The sequence below is a fragment of the Prolixibacteraceae bacterium genome (assembly GCA_019856515.1).
GTDB classification, from domain to species: domain Bacteria; phylum Bacteroidota; class Bacteroidia; order Bacteroidales; family Prolixibacteraceae; genus Halosquirtibacter; species Halosquirtibacter xylanolyticus.
In genome coordinates, this window is sequence record CP082230.1 from 2,726,022 (window position 1) to 2,745,411 (window position 19,390).

The 19,390-nt window shown below is 38.1% G+C and carries 12 protein-coding genes; 1 reads left to right on the top strand and 11 read right to left on the bottom strand.

The features are described 5' to 3' along the window. Positions 1-3: 3 nt before the first annotated feature. The gene (prmC, locus tag K5X82_09795; protein ID QZT35616.1) at positions 4-843 is read right to left on the bottom strand and encodes a peptide chain release factor N(5)-glutamine methyltransferase; all 840 of its coding nucleotides are present in this window, start codon (positions 841-843) and stop codon (positions 4-6) included. A gap of 260 nt (positions 844-1,103) precedes the next feature. On the opposite strand from prmC, the gene ribD reads away from it, so the two are divergent. After that, positions 1,104-2,177 carry a bifunctional diaminohydroxyphosphoribosylaminopyrimidine deaminase/5-amino-6-(5-phosphoribosylamino)uracil reductase RibD gene (gene ribD / locus K5X82_09800; GenBank protein ID QZT35617.1) on the top strand — a complete coding sequence of 358 codons (1,074 nt, stop codon included), beginning with the start codon at positions 1,104-1,106 and terminating at the stop codon, positions 2,175-2,177. A gap of 151 nt (positions 2,178-2,328) precedes the next feature. On the opposite strand, the gene K5X82_09805 is transcribed toward ribD, so the two are convergent. From K5X82_09805 to K5X82_09850, 10 genes are all read right to left on the bottom strand, one after another. Beyond that, on the bottom strand, positions 2,329-2,997 hold the full coding sequence (locus K5X82_09805; protein QZT39110.1) for a polyprenol monophosphomannose synthase: 669 nt from the start codon (positions 2,995-2,997) through the stop codon (positions 2,329-2,331). A gap of 267 nt (positions 2,998-3,264) precedes the next feature. After that, a complete protein-coding gene (locus K5X82_09810) occupies positions 3,265-5,496 on the bottom strand; it encodes a polyribonucleotide nucleotidyltransferase (protein QZT35618.1) in 2,232 nt (743 codons plus the stop codon). Between the two features lie 85 nt (positions 5,497-5,581). Further along, positions 5,582-5,851, bottom strand: a complete 270-nt coding sequence (gene rpsO, locus K5X82_09815) for a 30S ribosomal protein S15 (protein ID QZT35619.1) — start codon at positions 5,849-5,851, stop codon at positions 5,582-5,584. A gap of 203 nt (positions 5,852-6,054) precedes the next feature. Further along, positions 6,055-7,080 carry an NAD-binding protein gene (locus K5X82_09820; GenBank protein ID QZT35620.1) on the bottom strand — a complete coding sequence of 342 codons (1,026 nt, stop codon included), beginning with the start codon at positions 7,078-7,080 and terminating at the stop codon, positions 6,055-6,057. A 51-nt stretch (positions 7,081-7,131) separates the two neighbouring features. Next, positions 7,132-8,412 (bottom strand): DUF2851 family protein, encoded by a 1,281-nt coding sequence (locus tag K5X82_09825; protein QZT35621.1) that lies wholly within the window; start codon positions 8,410-8,412, stop codon positions 7,132-7,134. A gap of 989 nt (positions 8,413-9,401) precedes the next feature. After that, complete coding sequence (locus K5X82_09830) at positions 9,402-10,502, bottom strand: hypothetical protein (GenBank protein ID QZT35622.1); 1,101 nt, start codon at positions 10,500-10,502, stop codon at positions 9,402-9,404. 51 nt (positions 10,503-10,553) lie between these two features. Further along, positions 10,554-11,108, bottom strand: coding sequence for a membrane lipoprotein lipid attachment site-containing protein (locus tag K5X82_09835; GenBank protein QZT35623.1), 555 nt, complete (start codon positions 11,106-11,108; stop codon positions 10,554-10,556). 57 nt (positions 11,109-11,165) lie between these two features. Continuing rightward, positions 11,166-13,058: a hypothetical protein gene (locus K5X82_09840; GenBank protein ID QZT35624.1), complete on the bottom strand. Its 1,893-nt coding sequence runs from the start codon at positions 13,056-13,058 to the stop codon at positions 11,166-11,168. Between the two features lie 595 nt (positions 13,059-13,653). After that, on the bottom strand, positions 13,654-17,787 hold the full coding sequence (locus K5X82_09845) for a DEAD/DEAH box helicase (GenBank protein ID QZT35625.1): 4,134 nt from the start codon (positions 17,785-17,787) through the stop codon (positions 13,654-13,656). Between the two features lie 310 nt (positions 17,788-18,097). Then, positions 18,098-19,387: an insulinase family protein gene (locus tag K5X82_09850; protein QZT35626.1), complete on the bottom strand. Its 1,290-nt coding sequence runs from the start codon at positions 19,385-19,387 to the stop codon at positions 18,098-18,100. Positions 19,388-19,390: the final 3 nt, after the last annotated feature.

The window sequence follows — 19,390 nt, forward strand, 5'->3', positions numbered from 1 at the left end:
ATCTTACTTTACGGCTCTAACCATGCGATCATTACCCGATAAATCCTTTCGAAGAGTTACTTCTCTATAACCTAAATCGTTTAGTAGTGAAACCATCTCTTCTCCTAAATATTGATTGATCTCAAAAAATAGAGTGCCTCCATCATTTAAATTCGAAATCCCATACTTTCCAATCTCTCGATAAAAAATTAACGGGTCATCATTACTAACAAAAAGAGCCATATCTGGTTCGTGAAGCAATACATTATCTCGCATCTCATCTTTTTCCAAAGTACGGATATAAGGTGGATTACTAACGATAACATCCCATTTTCGATCGATCATATCTTGGGACAGCGCAAGAGCATTGTCTTCCAAAAACTCTACATCTACCTGTAGTAGTTCTGCATTTTGTTTGGCTACCTTTATAGCATCTAATGAGTAGTCAATCGCTGACAACAGGCTCTTTGGCAGGTGTTTCTTCAATGTTATAGGAATACAACCACTTCCAGTTCCAATATCTAAAATCTTCTTCCCATCCTCTGTTGTTGTTAAGATCCATTCGATAAGCTCCTCCGTCTCAGGTCTTGGGATAAGTACTGATGGGCTGACATGAAACGTGAATCCATAAAAATCAGCTTCTCCAACGATATACTGTAGTGGCTCGTTCTGAAGAAGACGATCGACAGCTACTACTAACTCTTGATATCTTTCGGTCTCCACATCCCCAAAATCTTTCGTGAACCACTGAAGTGAGGTGATACCTAAGTAGTGCATTGCAAGAAGCTTCATCATACCCTGTGCTTCCTGTGGGTCATAATGTTCAGTTAATGATCTTTGTAGTGAATTGAAATCCTCTTTCATGAAATAACTTTACAGCATTTTTTATCTTTGTACGCAAAGATACGATCTTATACCTATTCTGTTTTAAAATGAGAGATAAATAGTTTCGATTATATTTCATGCTGCTTAGGGGGCAATAGAGGCATAGCCTTCGCCCTATGGTGATATTTAAAAAATGAAATATACTTGGAATTGAACACAAAGATATCCTTCGTTGTAATGGGTATAAGTTCCTTTAATAAAATATCATTTAATTAGCCACAGAAATTATCATCAATACTATGAACTACCCTTTTGATGTTGCATCCAAATATATGATGCGTGCCATAGAGATTGCCCGTCTTGGAATGAGCCGTGTTGCTCCAAACCCAATGGTCGGAGCTGTTGTTGTTCATCAAGACAAAATAATTGGTGAAGGGTTCCATCAAGTGTATGGAGGTCCTCACGCTGAGGTTAATGCTATTGCTGCCGTAAAAAATAGAGAACTGCTTAGTGATTCTACTATATATGTGACATTAGAACCATGCGCTCATTATGGTAAAACACCTCCTTGTGCCGAACTCATTATCAAATCTCAAATGCCAAGAGTGGTGGTGGGCATTAAAGATCCTTTTGCCAAAGTAAAGGGCAGAGGGATACAGATGATGAAAGAGGCTGGAGTGGAAGTCATTGAATCTTTCTTGGAAGATCGATGTTATGAACTCAACCGTCGTTTCTTTACATTCCATCAATACAAACGCCCTTATATTATTCTAAAATGGGCACAAACTCTTGATGGTTACATGGATATCGACCGCACACAGGAGAACTATGGTCAACCAACATGGATAACCAATGAGCTTTCGAAGGTCGCCGTACATAAAACTCGAATTGATGAAGATGCCATTATGGTTGGAACACAAACGGCTGTAAAAGACAATCCATCATTGACGGTAAGAGAGTGGACTAAAGGACGCGATCCATTAAGGGTTTTGTTAGATTTAAATGCACGTGTCCCTAAAGAACAAAAACTGTTCGATGGCTCGATACCTACAGTGATATACACTTTCGTTGAAACACCACCTGTAAATAATACAGAGTTTGTTGTGTTAGATAAAGACCTGCCTTTGTGGTCTCAACTTCTAGAAGACCTACACCGTAGAGATATACAGTCCCTAATTGTGGAAGGTGGGCCTGCAACCCTAAAGTCTTTAATTGATCAAGAACTATGGGATGAAGCTAGAGTATTCCTAGGACACGGATTCTTCCAATCAGGTGTCAAAGCCCCTGGATTTCCTGGTAAAATGATTAGTCGTGATTATCTTGATAACTCTAGTTTAATTGTATTCCGTAGAGAAGAGATAAAACCATTATAAGAAGGGTGTATAGGTTTCAAATATAGGAGAAAACATAGCTGTATTTCTCCCTATATTTGAAACTATTACAATTTTATCGTACGATTTAATTGGTATGACTGCCTCCAAAGTGTTTCTGTTATACCAACCTCATTTAAATATGTAGCAGCTATTACTTATAGTTTCGAAAAAAACTATTAAACTTCATCTTTATCACACCAAAAAAAGCTTCACTAAAAATACCTCCACTCATCTTTGATGTCCCCTCTTGTCGGTCGGTGAAGATAATCGGTACTTCCTGAACCTCAAAGCCATATTTCCATGATGTGAACTTCAACTCAATCTGAAATCCATAGCCTTTCATTTTGATCTTATCAAGTGGTATCTTCTCTAAAACACCTCGGCGATAACACTTGAAACCTGCGGTGGCATCCATCACTTGCATTCTTGTTGCCAAACGAACATACATGGATGCTCCATAGGACATCAGTACCCTGCCCAATGGCCAATTGATAACATTGATTCCAGAGATATAGCGTGATCCAATAGCTAGATCCGCTCCATCTACACACTTTTGGCGTAGGCGAATCAGATCATCTGGATTGTGTGAGAAATCTGCATCCATCTCGTATATAAATTCATACTCATGAGCCAATGCCCATCTAAAACCGTGAATATATGCAGTGCCTAGACCTTGTTTCCCTGATCGGTGTTCGATAAATACGCGGTCCTGAAACTCACGAGATAAGGTCTCTACAATGTCTCCAGTCCCGTCTGGAGAACCATCGTCGATAACCAAAATATGAAAGTCATGATCTAAGTTCATCACATAACGAATCATCTTTTCGATATTCTCTTTCTCATTATAAGTGGGAATGATAACGATGGAATCTTTCACGTGTTATTAAGTTTATGATGTTCTACTACCTTGAATTATTATAGATAAGATTACGAAACTTTTATCAGAAAAAAAAGGTTATGACAGTGATTTCTTCGATTTTAAAATACTGTTAACTTAAATGGAATAAAAAAAGCCCACCTCCAAATGGAGAGTGGGCTTTTATCGTTCGTTCGTTCGTAAAAGTAGTCTTTATCTAAAAGGTTCTACTTAATTATTATTTGGGCGACGATTGCCACCATTCTCTCTGCGATCACCACCTTCACGGCGATTACCACCTTCACGGCGGTTGCCACCTTCTCTACTACGTGGTGGACGCTCTACATAACCTTCTGGTTTTGGGAGCAACACCTTACGAGAAAGCTTTAACTTACCAGTTTTGCTGTCAACATCAACCAGTTTTACTTCGATTTCATCTCCCTCTTTCATCAAACCGTCCATGTTCTCATGACGAGACCAGTCGATTTCTGAAATATGAAGAAGTCCATCTTTTCCTGGAATAATCTCAACGAATGCACCGAATGCAACAATAGATTTTACTTTTCCTTTGTAAACTTCGCCTACTTCAGGAATAGCAACAATAGCTTTAATACGAGCTAGTGCAGCCTCAATAGTATCTTTGTTAGTCGCCGAAATCTCTACAATACCTTGACCATCTTTCTCTTCAATAGAGATCACAGATTGTGTATCCTCTTGAATTTGTTGGATAATCTTTCCACCAGGTCCAATGATCGCACCAATCATATCTTTTGGTACAGCCATCTTCACAATACGTGGAACAAAAGGCTTATAATCATCACGAACTTCAGGAATTACTTCCTCTACTTTGTCCATAATGTGTAAACGACCTTGACGTGCTTGCTCTAATGCTTGCTCTAGAATTTCGTATGGAAGTCCGTCTACTTTGATATCCATCTGTGTAGCCGTAATACCATCACGAGTTCCTGTCACTTTGAAATCCATATCTCCTAAGTGATCTTCATCACCTAAAATATCAGATAACACAGCAAATTTCTCATTGTCTGTAATCAAGCCCATTGCAATACCAGTTACAGGCTTCTTAATTTGAACACCTGCATCCATTAGTGCCATAGTACCTGCACAAACTGTTGCCATCGATGATGAACCGTTCGACTCCAATACATCTGAAATCACACGAATCACATAAGGATAATCTGCTGGGATCATTCCTTTTAGTGCACGATAAGCTAGATTTCCATGTCCGATCTCACGACGTGAGATTCCTCTTGGAGTACGAGCTTCTCCTGTACAGAAAGGTGGGAAGTTGTAGTGTAACAAGAATCGTTCTCTACTTTGTAGGGTCGCATTGTCAATGATCTTCTCATCTGACTTAGTTCCTAGTGTTACAGATGTAAGAGACTGTGTCTCTCCACGTGTAAATACTGCTGAACCATGGACGCGAGGTAAGTAATCTACCTCTCCCCAAATAGGACGAATCTCTGTTGTCTCTCTACCATCTAAACGCTGGCCTTCATCAAGTACACAGCGACGTACCGCATCCTTTTGTACATCATGATAGTATTGATTGATAAGGAAAGAGTTAATCTCACTCTCTTCTTTTCCTTCGCTATATGCTGTAACAAATGCTTCTTTTACCTCAGAGAATAGTTGGCTACGCTTATGCTTGTCTGCAAGCCCCATGGCTGCAATCTCATAACATTTGTCGTAACACATCTCTTTGATTGACGCTTCCAAAGCTTCGTCTGACTCCTCATGACAATACTCTCGCTTCTCTACACCAAGCTCTTTTGCAAGCTCTTCTTGTGCAGTACACTGTGCGCGAATGGCATCGTGAGCGACTTTGATAGCATCTAGCATCTCCTGCTCAGACACTTCGTCCATCTCTCCTTCTACCATCATGATGTTGTCGTAAGTTGCACCCACCATAATATCTAGATCTGCCTCTTGCAACTGATCATAGGTTGGATTAATCACATAACCTCCTGCGATACGTGCAACACGTGCTTCAGAGATGTAAGTTTCAAATGGAACATTTGAAACTGCTAATGCTGCAGATGCTGCCAAGCCAGCTAGGGCATCAGGCATATCTCCTTCTCCTACAGAGAGAAGAGAGATCATTACTACAGTCTCAGCGTGAAAATCACTTGGGAAAAGTGGACGCAAGGCACGGTCTACCAAACGAGAAACTAGGATTTCGTCATCTGACGGACGTCCTTCTCTTTTAGTAAATCCACCAGGAAAACGTCCTGCTGCTGAAAATTTCTCACGGTAATCTACCGTAAGTGGCATGAAATCAACATTGTCTTTTGCTTCAGTAGCCGCAACTACTGTGGCCAACAACATTGTATCACCCATTCTTACTACAACCGATCCATCAGCTTGCTTAGCCAACTTTCCAGTCTCGATAGAGATGGATCTTCCATCGCCTAGATCGATTGTTTTAACTACAGGTTGAATCATAATTTCAAAAAATTAATAATCGAAAGATAAATGGGTGGGGCCTTTCGAAAACAGAAAAGAGAGGGTAAAACCTCTCTTTATAAAATTATTTACGCAAGTTAAGTTCTTTGATGATCGCACGGTAACGCTCGATATCTTTACGCTTAAGATAATCAAGCAAGCTACGACGCTTACCTACCAACTTGATAAGTGCATGTTGTGTAGAGAAATCTTTGCGGTTCACTTTCAAATGTTCTGTTAAGTGTGCAATACGGAATGTAAACAACGCAATTTGTCCTTCTGCAGAACCTGTGTTTGTTGCTTTCTCTCCGTGTTTAGCAAAAATCTCTTGTTTTTTTTCTGAAGTTAAATACATCTTAGAATAATTTAATTAATGATACAATATCCACGCAGCAACATAAATTAATATCGCAACCGCGCAGAATCAACTGAAAATTCGCAACAAAGTTAATATTTTTTGTTGTCCAATCTCCATTATAATACGTTTATTTTGAATATTTCTATCGCTTTGTCAATGTTGTGAATTCCAATAGGATAAATACATTATCCAAAACATTTTTATTTTCCTCTCTCTAGCGTTTTTCTAAACTCTGAAACTTGCACTACTGAACCTAAAACAAACAGTTTATCTGCTCGGTCTAATTCGTAATTGTCTTGCGGGTTGAAGATATATTTTCCGCTTTTCTGTTTTACCCCCACAATATTGATTCCAGAGACATCAATTCTTTTCAACTCGTCGATAGTGCGCCCCTCAAACATGCGACACATATAGTCACATCCAATCTCTTCCAAGGCCACATCCTTATTGCTTTGAAGTAGTACATATTCCATAAACTCCACGACATCAGGTTGCATAACCAACTTTGACATACGTTGTCCACCCATGCGTTCAGGCATGATCACATTGTTTGCCCCAGCTCTCTTTAGCTTCATATCCGAGCCTCTTTCCGATGCACGGCTAATGATCTTTAGATTGGGATTCATCTCTCTGGCCGTAAGCACCACAAAAACATTGTCTGCATCATTAGGTGTGGTGGCAATCAAAGCTTTTGCTCTATCTATACCCGCAGCAATCAAAATCTCTTCATGGGTGGCATCTCCCTTTATGTATAACATGTTGGGAGACTCTTTGATCCGATCGATAACATTGTCTCGTTTCTCTATGATGACAAAATCTTGCTCGTGGTCCTGAAGCTCCAAGCATGCTTGCTCTCCATTGCGGCCAAAACCACAAACAATGACATGATCGGTTAGTTTATGTATACGTTTATTCACTCTGTTATTTTTTATGTATTCAAACAGTTCGCCTTCTACAATAAAGGTCACGACTGCCGTACCTAAGTAGGCCAAATTACCGAGCGACATCAATATCAATGCCGAAGTGAAAAGTCGTCCCACCTCTGAGAGTGGCTTGATCTCCCCAAATCCTACGGTAGAGACGGTGATGATGGTCATATACAGCGCATCAATAAAGCTGTACTCTTCAAGAACCATATAACCAACAATACCAAAAGTCAGAATTAATACAAAAATAGAGATTCCTATTCTGAGTGTCTTTGTTGATTTATGTTTAAACTGATTCATTAAGCGATATAACTAATTTTCCTTTTTACCAAATGTACCACAATTTCAGAATTAATGCTTTAAATTATTCAATAAAACATGTCCAATGTCACATTCTAAACATTTATCTCTCATACAGTATTGATGGTGTAAGGCAATGAGTGCTTGCGAGTCCATAGCATGAACTAGTTTGAATCCTCGTTGTTGCCACATCTTCGTGATGTAGTTCTTCTCATATGGAATTGTCTGAAGCCAATGTAACCCCTTCTCTTTCCAATCTTCTCGGTTGAGCTTCTCCCCATAAACCATCAAAAAAGGAATGATAGTATTGATAATAATATTGTAGATCGCCGTTTTGCTTAACCTCTTTTTCTTAAACGTACTGCTCCCCTTGAACTGGTAATGGGTGTGCCAATACTCCGACGGCGTTACATCAAAAAGTGCTACCACCTCTTGGATGTTCTCTTTTTCTACGGTCTGAGATAGGAGATGAGTGCTCTGTGCTATCAACGAAACAAATTGTGCAATACGTATCGTTGGGAAATTTGTTGGACGCGTCCGCATAAACTTCCAAATACCTCTATCTAGCGGTATCAAACCATACTTGTTCTTCAAAAACTGATACTCCGAAATTAATCGGCTTACCCATGGATCTCTGCTCTTCTCTGGAAGTAACCCCGATTGTCCGAAATATAGTGCCTCCAAACGATCTATACCATCTCTCTCTTTCGATAATATAGTGAGTGGTATCGATCGTGCCAACTGCTCCATTGGGTCGCTATTGATTCGGAATCCAAAACTGCGTGCCAACAGATAGTAAAACACATGTCGCCAATCGTTCAAACTCCATTGTAATAACGACTTCATCTCATCCGCTTTTCGCTCCAAACGATCCACCGCCAATCGTTGAAGAATAAAGTGGTAGTGAAGCATCGGAATTTCACCTGCCATTACATCACATCGCAACCACTGCTTGCAAGACTCCCACTCCTCTAACTTCTCTGTGAATTCGGATAACAAAACCAACTCTAGACACGGGATCTCTCCCCCCGTTCTTCGAAATACTTTCCTATCCTCTTCTAATACCACATGCAAAATGACATTATCATACGATGCCTGTTTATCATGACCATGACTATACCATTCAGAAGATCGGTGATGAATCTCGACATTCCCAACCCAAAGCGTACCATCAATGCGTATTCGTGCTTGAAAAAAATCGGGACCAGCATCATGATGAAGATAACCAGGATGAATCACCTCAATCAACTTTCCGTCACTACTCGTCAGATTATCCAATCTATACAGCCTGTGTTGCCAAGCCTGTTGTATATGTAATTCGGTTAATTTCATCTCAATATATATAGAATCAAAGCCCAACAATCAGCCCCTTACTCATGATAAATATCCTTCACCCTCTGCATACAAAATCCATCCCCTTCTCCTCTTTTTTTGATAGAAGAGGCTACTAGAAATTATTGTACCGTAGACCTCTCCTTAAGAGACATTAAAAATAGTGCAGTTCAGGATCTTAGTAAAGACCTTATCTCTATTATACAATTCATCGATCGCAAAGTTTAAATTGCCTATGTTTTTATTTACTCATCACACAAAACAGAAGTCATCCTCCTGCATCAATCGTACTTCCTTGCTACCTTCTCCTCACCTAGTCCGTCCCTAATATATCCCTAATCCGTCCTTAATATATCCTTAATCCGTCCTTTGTCCATGCTTTAGCCATGGTTCGTCCATGGTTCGTCCATCGATTTCGGGGTTTTTGATGGCTGAACCATGGATCAATGATGGACAAATCATGGACAAAGGACGGATTAAGGATATATTAAGGACGGATGAGAGACGGATTATCTAGGGTGGATGTATAGGGTATTCCATAGGGAAGTATAAGGTTATCTCTGTTTTTCATCAACTCTAGACAGAGTTAGACAACGGTGTAAAGACGGTGTGACGGTGTTTAATTTTACACCGTCCACCGTTTACATCGTCGGTCTTAATAGCTGAACATCCAACCCAACCCAATACTATCCATTCCATTGTAATGGGTTTTGCTTAGTTTGTGCCAATTCATTGGCACGCCTTGCGCCTTGCTACTGTATCCCTGTTTTTGATAAAACACTATGGATGGGGCATCCCTCTCGTGCCAATGAATTGGCACAAACTAAGCACTATTGGATGTTGAATGGATAGATAGCAGTGTGTTGACGTTGGGGGGATGTGGTTTGCGTGTTGATAGGGTTAAGGTCGTGAGCATAATGCACCTTATTCGAGCTTGATTTATGTGTCAATATTCACAAGTTCAAATGTTACTGATTCTCTTTTTTGTTTTAGAAGATGGCTTTGTGGTATTGGGTTGTTTTACTCCACTGAAGGTTGGAGTAGAATTCCAGGTAGAAGGTATTTGGGTCAACAGGAATATAGCAATTGATCCCATGGCTGTTTTTTAGTGATAGTGTTTCTTGAAAATATTCTGTGTGGTCATGAAAGAGGATAAAAGAAGATAGTGCTGTTTGCATTTGATTTGCTGCTTTGGTTCCATAGTTTTTATCTATCATATCCATCAGATCATAGCAGTCGGCTTCTTTATGAAATTTCTGCACATTTGTTGCTTTGACTTTTGTATTAGGTCGAGAGGAAATGACCTTTTGCATGACAAGTTGAACCATTGGGATATGGTTTAGGTTGTACAGAGCAATGCTTGCGGATTGCATCCTCCCTTCTTTTTGTTTGTAATGGTCAATATAGGTTTTACACACCTCTTTTAGTCTGTCTTCAATAGTAAGCTGTGTATTAAGAAGAACTGGCAGTATCTTTTGGTAGGGCATTCCTGTGGTTAATATATCCGTTGGAGAAGCAATAAGATAATCGGAGGTGTTTTGTAGTTCAGAAGCCACTTCTACACTTCCCATCAAACAGGCATCGAAAAGGATATATTTAAATTTTGTTGGCAATGCCGTTGCGAGATCATGGATCTCCATCGTAGATTGCTTGTCCACACCAAATGATTTGGTTTTGGGTTTTGGGGCAGGAAACCAAGAGGTGCCATGTGACCATAAGATCAATCCATACTGCTGGGATGGATATCTCTCGATCACCTCTTTGAGTACCTGATGGAGGGTATGGCTATCCGCCGAGTTTTGATCGGGATATTGTTTAACCACCTGTCGGTGGATAGCCGTACCATTCTTTTTGTTGAGCTCCATAAGGTAGGAGCTTTTATCCCCCTTATCCATAAAAACAATCACCTTCTGATCCTCCTTTATGCCTTCTACCATATCATATACATTCAACAGCGCATTGCCTTTGAGGTCATTATCTGCTGCCATATAGATCACTAATGTCTCGCTGGATTGTGGTTCTAAACTATCTGTTTGTTTGCAACTAAATAATATTGAAGCAAGGAATATATATAGATGGAGATAATTCATTCAAATAGAATTAGTCTTGGGTGGATAATTGAATAAGAGATAGCAAATTTGTTATCGGTCTTCTTTTTTGTAATATACTGTAATGTCTGATAGATACACAAATCTAGGATCTTTTAGATTCTGAAACTCAGCAGTCATGTTGATAATGATGGTGTCGTTTCGGTATTCTATAGTTTCAAAAGAGTCATTATCATTCCATTTAGTTGCAATATCTGTTTTGAAACCTACACTTTTATCAGTATTTTGATAACACTCTTGACTATTGATAGTCCATAAATCAAATTCTAGTGATAGCATATGGGGATCGTCATAATCTCTGATTAATACTTTGGGAATTGTATAGGAAAAGTATGTTTTGTCTCCAGAGTTATGTACATCAAGCATAAAATTGCAAAAGTCTGATCGAAATCCTAATTGGGCTGATTCTACTTCAACAAGCATGTCCTCATGTTTCCCATTGCGGTTTACATCAATATCCTCAGAAGACTCCCATTTAACCATTTTATATCTGCCGATCACATGGTTTGGTATATTATTTTGATTCTCATCATTTGAACAAGATGAAAGGGCAATTAGAGCTAATGCAAAAATAATTAATTTCTTCATGGTGTAAGTTTTTATAAAGTCCGATTGAGGCTTAATATCAATCGGACTATTTTAAATTTAGTCTTCATACATAGAAGGATCTTTCTTGCAGATGGGAGGTTCTTCTCCTGGTGCTACAAGTACCATTGGTCTTCTATTAGGGGAGCACATTCCATTGTTTGGATTAGCAATCGGAGATCCTGGATTGATGAATCCTGGAGGTAGAATAACTTTTGGTTGGTTTGTGTTAGAAGGTGAATGTGAGGTGCTTTTAGGCGGTCCTGATTTGGTGATGGGTTTGTAATTCGTTGGCATTGGAAAAACTGCAAGTTTAACAATGCGTCCATATGGGATGTGTTTAATAGGATAGTATTTCTTCCCATCAAGATTCTTGGGCTTAGCTTTGGGGTCCATTAAGATAATTTCGTCTTCGAATTTAAGGTGTTCACTACCAACAAGATCTGTAGAGTCTGTTACTGTAAATTTGAGTTGAGTTGAAATCTGTTTTTGATATTGATGTGAATATGCCGCATTTAGATTTAGATTTACCGAAGGTTTGGTGCCTGTGGCAGTACTTGCTCCCCCTACGGTCGTACTTGCCCCACCTGAAATGTCTAATTTATTAGTTGTAGTAAAAGTTGTGGTGGTTGTAACTTCTTTCTCTATACCAGTGTCGAGTTCAAAGATATTGATAAGTACACTTTTAGACTCGGTAAAAGGATCCCAATATTGGAGTCTAGATAAAATATCGAACTTAATCCATTTCGGTTTAATCCATTCAGGTCTAACTGTGTAGTATTCTCGACTTCTTCTGCCAAAATTTGGTGTAAGCCGATCAATATGAACATGTGAAATGTCAAATGCTTCTCTGATATTGACTGGCATGATTCTTTTTGATTCGATATCAACTTTATCTCCTTTGACTTTTCCAATATCAAATTTAAAGGTATATATCGAACCGTCCCACAACATTTTGTAAAGATCTTGTCCTCGATGTTTTTCTTTTCGTACTACTATTCGGTCATTACTACCAATATCAGTCTTTGTCATGCCGTTAATTGAAGGGTCATATGGTTCTACCTCTGATTTTGAGAGATATTCTAAGCCATTATAGGTGATTTGCATCGCATAGATACGTTCACGAATCTTATTATTTAAATTGTCATGATTAAAACTTCTATGGTTTTTATCTAAATTATAATAGATGTACTCTCTTTGACAAAGGTTATTGTCATTCTCGTTATATGCTTTTATTATACGAGGATCTATCTCACTTTCTTCTACATATAAGTATTTTCCATATGTGGTCCAATGTTTGTTCGCCATATTTGTTGGTTCAATCCATGCTCTTGATTTTGTTTTTGTATTATAGTATGCTGGATTGAATTGATCATACTTAAAGCTATAGATCGCTTGAGAGGATTTTGTTGCAGGAGTTTTCACCTCCATTCTTTCACTATTCTTTACGATCAGGAGTGGAAACATTGGTATCTCATTAGAAGGAATATAACTAACCGAATCTCCATTGCTCAGAACGGTGTTGTTAGGATTACCAAGATCTGTGACAATTCCAATGTATTGGTCGGATATATCCCATTTTTCTGCGTTCATACCTCCGAATGATTCTAAGTTAGGAAATAGAATATTGATTAGTGGAGCACTTTTTTCGATTTGATCCAGTGAGTTTACATCTTCTGCATATACATCCAAAGCTTGTTTGAAGGTGATCCCCTCTTTTACTTCTTGATTCTTTACTTTACCATAAAGAATATCATAGTCACAATCGAATTGTTTCAGTGCTTCTTTTTGGATGAAGCTTCTTACTGCTTCATCGTTGTACACTGCTTTTGAAAGAATCTGAGCGAATTTGGTTTGTGCTTCGCTATGTGAAATAGTAGGTAAGATTTCAAAGGCACTTGCATCTACCGTATTACTTGTTGCATCCAAGGCTTCTTGTTGGCATGACATCATACCCCCCCTAATACAATAAGTGAAAAGATTAGTTTTTTCATTATAAATAATGTTAAATTTTAAGTTAGTGCAATGATAGTAATTAAAGATCATATATACAAGAAGGTAATGTGTTTTTTATTAGAGTGTTACATGTATTATGTTTAGTGTAAATGATTTAAACTTGTGGATAATAAGAATGTTTTTTTGTTTCTGAGAAATTATCCTCAATATCTAGTGCAACAACCTTCTAGTTTATGTCAGTATCTATCATCATAAATTAGATCAGTTTATTGGTCAAATGAACTAACTCATTTGTTTCGAGCTCATGTTACAATATGCACTTTCAGTGCATTGTTGCATCAAAAATAGATGGATTATATTGAATAACTCGACCTGTTAATATCGGTAGTGGAGATCTCTTTTGATGATGTAAATCGATCATTTCTGATGACACTATAATAATTATGACAATATAGAATCTATTCCAGTAGGCGTTTGATGATACAAATTGATAGATATGTGTTTCATATCACTTATCCATATATTTTGGCTGAAAAGAAAGATTCCCATAATGAAGATGGTTGTTTCATTATGGGAATTGATTAATTATGTTTTAGGACAATAGTGATTTTAGTTCATTAAGATCTAATGTGGAAGAGGTGTCAGTACCTTCTAAGATTTGATCGGCTAAATTGCGTTTTGTGTCGTGCAGTGCAATGATCTTCTCTTCGATGGTTCCTTTAGTGATCAGTCGATAGACTGTTACTGGTTTTTCTTGGCCCATACGATGAGCTCTGTCGGTGGCTTGATCTTCGATGGCTGGATTCCACCATGGGTCCATATGGATAACATAGTCTGCTGCGGTTAAGTTGAGTCCGAGTCCTCCTGCTTTAAGACTGATAAGGAATATCTTTGGTGTTCCTTCTTGGAAGGTCTTGATTTGTTTGGCTCTTTTGGCTTTGGTGGTGCTACCATCCAAATAGCAATATTCGTAGCCAAGCTCCTTTATTTTCGCTTCAATCATTTTCAGGTATCCTGTAAATTGACTAAAAACAAGTACTTTATGATCTCCATCGAGGATGGTGTATATCAACTCTTCGAAGGCTTTTAGTTTTGAGCTATCGAGCTTTGTATTTTGGTCGACCAGTGTACTAGATAGACATGCTTGGCGTAGTTTGGTGATCTCGGATAGTATTTGGAATCGAGCTTTCCCATCATCGGCATTTTCGATGTTCTGTTGTGCAACAATTCTACTGGCTTCGTAATACTCTTTTTCTTCTTTGGACAGTTCAATTTCACGTATGATCTCTGTTTTTTCAGGCAACTCGGTCAACACTTCTTCTTTGGTTCTTCGAAGAAGGAATGGTTTGAAGAGTTGCTTTAGGAGTTCTTTGTTTTGGGAGGCATGCTCTCCTGTAATGTATTTTAGTTGGAAAGATTTATAGTTGCCTAATAGTCCTGGAATTAGGAACTGGAATAGGTTCCACAGTTCTCCTAGATGGTTTTGAACAGGTGTACCTGTTGCAGCAATTTTAAATCTAGCCTCTAGGTTCATCACCGATTTAGAGCGTGATGTTTGGTTATTTTTAATGGCATGGGCTTCGTCTAGTGCCACCACATTCCATTTGTTTTCTTCTAGTAGTGTTGTGTTGGATTGTAACACCCCATAGCTAACAATCAATACATCCCCTTTGGTAAGTGTTTTTACAAACTCTGCTCTGTTCTTCAAAGGAAGTAGTTTGCAGTTTAAAGATGGGGCAAAACGCGCAATCTCCTTCTCCCAATTGATGGTAACAGCTGAAGGAGCAACCACTACAGATGGACCATTGGTTTTGTATTTATCTAATAGCGCCAGTATTTGGATCGTTTTACCTAGCCCCATATCGTCAGCTAGACATGCACCTAAACCCAGTTCGTAGAGCTTGCACATCCATTGGTACCCTTCATCTTGATAGTCTCTCAGTTCGGCTTTATAGTCTTTAGAAACCGTAAATTTCTTCTTGTCAACCTTTTGTATTTGTTCTCTTCTCTTTTGCCATTGTGATGGTATTTCGATTTGGTCGTTTTGGAACCAATCGTCGAACAGCTCCATTAGCATAGGATGGATACGAATGGGTTGATCCTCTTGTAGAGGTATTTCACCAAAAGAGGCGATCTGTTGGATCTTCTTTTGTAAAGATTCACTTACAGAGATATAGCTTTGGTCGTCAAGTTGGATGTAGCGATTATGACCATTGTTAGAGCGTTTAAGTAGTTCGACTAACGACATTACATTGTCGTTATTTGTCTGCCAATTGGCATTAAACTCAAACCATCCGTTAGTGGTCACTATTTGCATATTTAGATCCTTCTCTGTAATAGGATTCGCAAGTTTAAACGTTTCTCCTTCAGGCCATAATATGGTCCATCGGTTAAATTGGTCTTTAATGAATGATAGTAGTTCCAAAGAGTCTATTGGATCATTAGAAATAATTAATAGTTCATCTTTATCTAGTTGGAAGTTAGATGATTTAAATGTATTAATAATTTCTTTTTTTAGTTTTGACTCTTTCTGTTTATCTGTTCTCACAAGAAAGGATCTTGTTTCCCCTTCGATAATCATCTCTTGTGTTTTATCATTCAATTTACTATTATATTGTTGAGCTTCGTGATGTTTGATACGGAATTCAGCTTTAAGCTGTTCACCTAATGGTTTCATTTGGATGATGGGTTGAGCGATACTCTCTTGAATAGTTATCGTTGAATCCGAGGGGTCTCCATCGATAAAAAGTTTTGTGGACAGCCCTTTTAGGCTCTCTTGGAATTGAGGCCATTGTTCGAATGGTATCGTAATTAAATCATCACATTCAGTGAGGATCTTAGAAAATCTTATCTCAGTACCCGTTGCTTTGGTCACCGTAAATTGAGTATCTATTGTCTCTTTATAGGAGTAGGGTTTTTTGACTCTTTGGTTTGCCCTGATATGATATTCTTCTTCCTTTTTTTCAATTTCTACAATAAAAGGACGCTCAAGTATTTCAACACGATTTTTGTAGTTGTTGTCAGTATATACATGAGGATGCTTTTTCAATTCATAAAGTATGGATGCAATCCATACGTGATCATCATTAAAGTCACAATTTTCATATAGTCGGGCTATCTGTATATCCAAAGGGGTGGCAGAAGAGGGAGGAGATGTATGTAGAAGTGGCGTTGGGATGTAATGACCTTTAGTTAAACCATTCTTGTTGAAAGATCTTTCGTAGGCACTAAGAATCATGTCTTCATCGTAATCATCTGTATCTATTGTCCACATGATACAAGATTGGTTATGTTTCTCTTCCTCTTTTTTAAGAGTTCGAATTAATGTTAATGCCTTACTCCACGTCTCTTTTTTGGGAACAAAGTTGTAGGAGTAAAAGTGCTTACGATCTTTAAAATTGATGGAAGGTAGCTTCACTAATTTAGATATTTTATTCGTGCTACTCTCTTCTAGTTCAAAAACAATCCGCTGTGTAAAGCTGTATGAAATGTATTTTATAAACTCTACTCTATGTTTTAGATATATGGATTCAAAGAATTTCTCTTTGCCAAGCCATTTGGCTACCCATAGTCCAATAATTGTAGGGAGCGAGATGAACTCATCTTGTCCATGAATTAATCTTTTCCATTTTAAATCCCCATCTGCTTCTTTCCCTTGGTATTCATGAACATAGAGCTTTAGAAGTTTATATGATATAATATAGTCGTTAGTGAGTTCTAAAGAAGAGTCTTTGTAGTACTTGATACCATCATTGGCTAAGGTTAAGAGTGACTTTATAGATTTGTCATCATTATTTTTGACTAAAATAAGAGCGATAAATATACCTCTATATCCAGGGACAAATAACTTCTTTGATTTTTGGTTCATGTGAATGTTTGTCCACAAGTTGATTGTGTCGATAGGAATGGTTTCTAGACTGTTCAGGTCGTCGAACCAAGGTAGTTTATAATCATTGAATGATGAGGGGTATTTTGACTTAATACCTTCTATCTCCTGTTTGTTTCCGATTAATATTTTTTCACCTATTGTAAAGTCTAGGAGTTGATTCTTTAGGTTTGTTAAGCTAGGATAATTTTCGACTATCTTAAAAAGAATTTCATGTTGAATATTGTCGATGGATATGGATAAAAGAGTTTCATGTAAAGACCTACTAATTTTATTTTGTTGTGCAGAAATAGTGGAATATAAAGCTCTAATAAATTCAGTATTCTGATATATATCAGAGTGAGATATGACCTTTCTGATTGCAGATCGCTTCTCATTATCCTCGATAGTTGTTTTTATACCAGTCTTTTCCGAGATGTTATACAGTAATTCTTGTGCAAAGAAATTTGCTACAGTGTCTACATCGCACAACTTTAAGAGGGAACTAATTTTATTTATATATGAGATGGAAGTGTCGTCTTCTAATTTCTTAATGAGAATAGAACCAAGCTTTTGATCACTAAATATCTTTTTACCATATTTCTTTTGCCAATCGAAAGTCGTGAATACTAGTGTGTCTCCTTTTTTTAGTGTGAGTAAGTTGTTAGAGGTTAATTCCGATATATATTTTTCTACTTGTAGGAGTGAATATCTCTTTTCCCCTTCTTTTTGAAGATTGAGATTCCAAAGAACTCGTGTGAAGAAGAATAAGTTACTCTCTTTCATTAATTCCATTAAATGGAAGGTGATGATATATAACTCTTTTGAATAGATGCTATTTGTTTTATCTATAGATGCCATGTTCTACATATTTTAGATTCAGAAAGCTAAAATATAATATTATACCAATTGTATCAATAGATGAACTATATCCTTTTGTCCTATTTTGTTTCTCCTTTGTTAAAAGACATCTCTGTAGGAAAAGGTTATGTTTTTATCTCTTCGCCTTGTGTAAGCAAAATATATTCACAAGTCTTTATTGCATATTAATTTCGTTGGTGTTCAATGCTGAGTTGTCTTGGGAATTATTGCCCCTGATAAGGAAGTGTTGTGATGAGGGTTAGATACTCCCGAAGTGATCTATAGGATTGATCACTTCGGGAGTTGTTATTTATGTATTAGGAACTTGTCCTGCAATAATGGTGATCTGTTTGTCTAGATCAAAGTATTTTTGAGCTGTTTCTTGAATCTCTTCAGGGGTGATGGTTTGAACGGTGTGGATCAGTTTCTTGTAGTGATCCCAGTCAAGACCAAAGCCAATAAGTGACTCTAGTGTGTTTGCTCTTGCAAATGGTCCATCGACTTCACTCATGATCTTGCTCATCATATAGGAGCGCACCATGTGGAGCTCGGTTTCGGATATCTTCTCCTCTTTCAGTTTTATGATCTCTTTTTGGATCTCATCGTATGCTGGTTGGCAAACATGTGAGCCGACTTCTGAGAATATAAAAAGGGCTCCACCTGCTTGAAATGAGAGGTAAGATGCACGAATGCCATAGGTGTATCCTTTGTCTTCTCGGATGTTCATATTAAGTCGAGAACCAAAATATCCTCCAAGGGCAGTGATAAGTACACGTAGTTTAAAGTAGTCGTCACTGATCTTGTTGGGAAGAGGTATCCCAAGGGCAATGGCATTTTGTGTCGCCCCTTTCTTTTCGATCCATTCGGTTCCAAATATTGGTTGAAAGGGTTGACTTTGGTTTTGTGCTATATCATTCTTTTTCCACGAAGCATCGCCTAGTAGATTGTCTAGTTGGTATAGTGCTTTATCGGAAGCTTGCCCACAAACGATAAGGTTTAGATCGTTAGGACGGTAGTGGTTTTGATGAAATTCGACAAGATCATCTCTCTGTATGTTTTGATATACTTGTATGTCTTCAAAAGGAGCATATGGGTGTTCAGGCCCCATCAGGTGTCTGAAGAAACGACGTTGTGCCATCACACTTACTTTCTCACTGTCTTCGATGAATTTATGTTGTCGTTTGGTTCGTAGTATTTCAAACTCCTTTTCGGGAAAAACGGGTTCGTGTATAACCGATTTAAGGTAAGGAAGCATCGCGTCAAGATGTTTGGATAATGTCAAGAAAGACATCACGCTAAAATCATAACCAGGAGTGATATGTAGGTAGGCACCATAATAGTCTAACTGTTCTGCTAGATTTTGTGCTGAGAACTCTTGGGTTCCTTCTGTCAACATCTTTGCAGTCATGGATGATTGCAAAGGTTTGGATGCTGCTTTCAGTCCAGCATGGAACATAATGTCCAACTTCACCAAATCTTGTTCGCCTGCTCTTAAATTGTGCCTTATGGTTCCATTGTCTAACTTAAGTGTGTCGACATTAGGAAGATCGATTTGGGTAACAGGATGATGTATGGGTGCTTTTGTTCTAAAATCAGACATAAA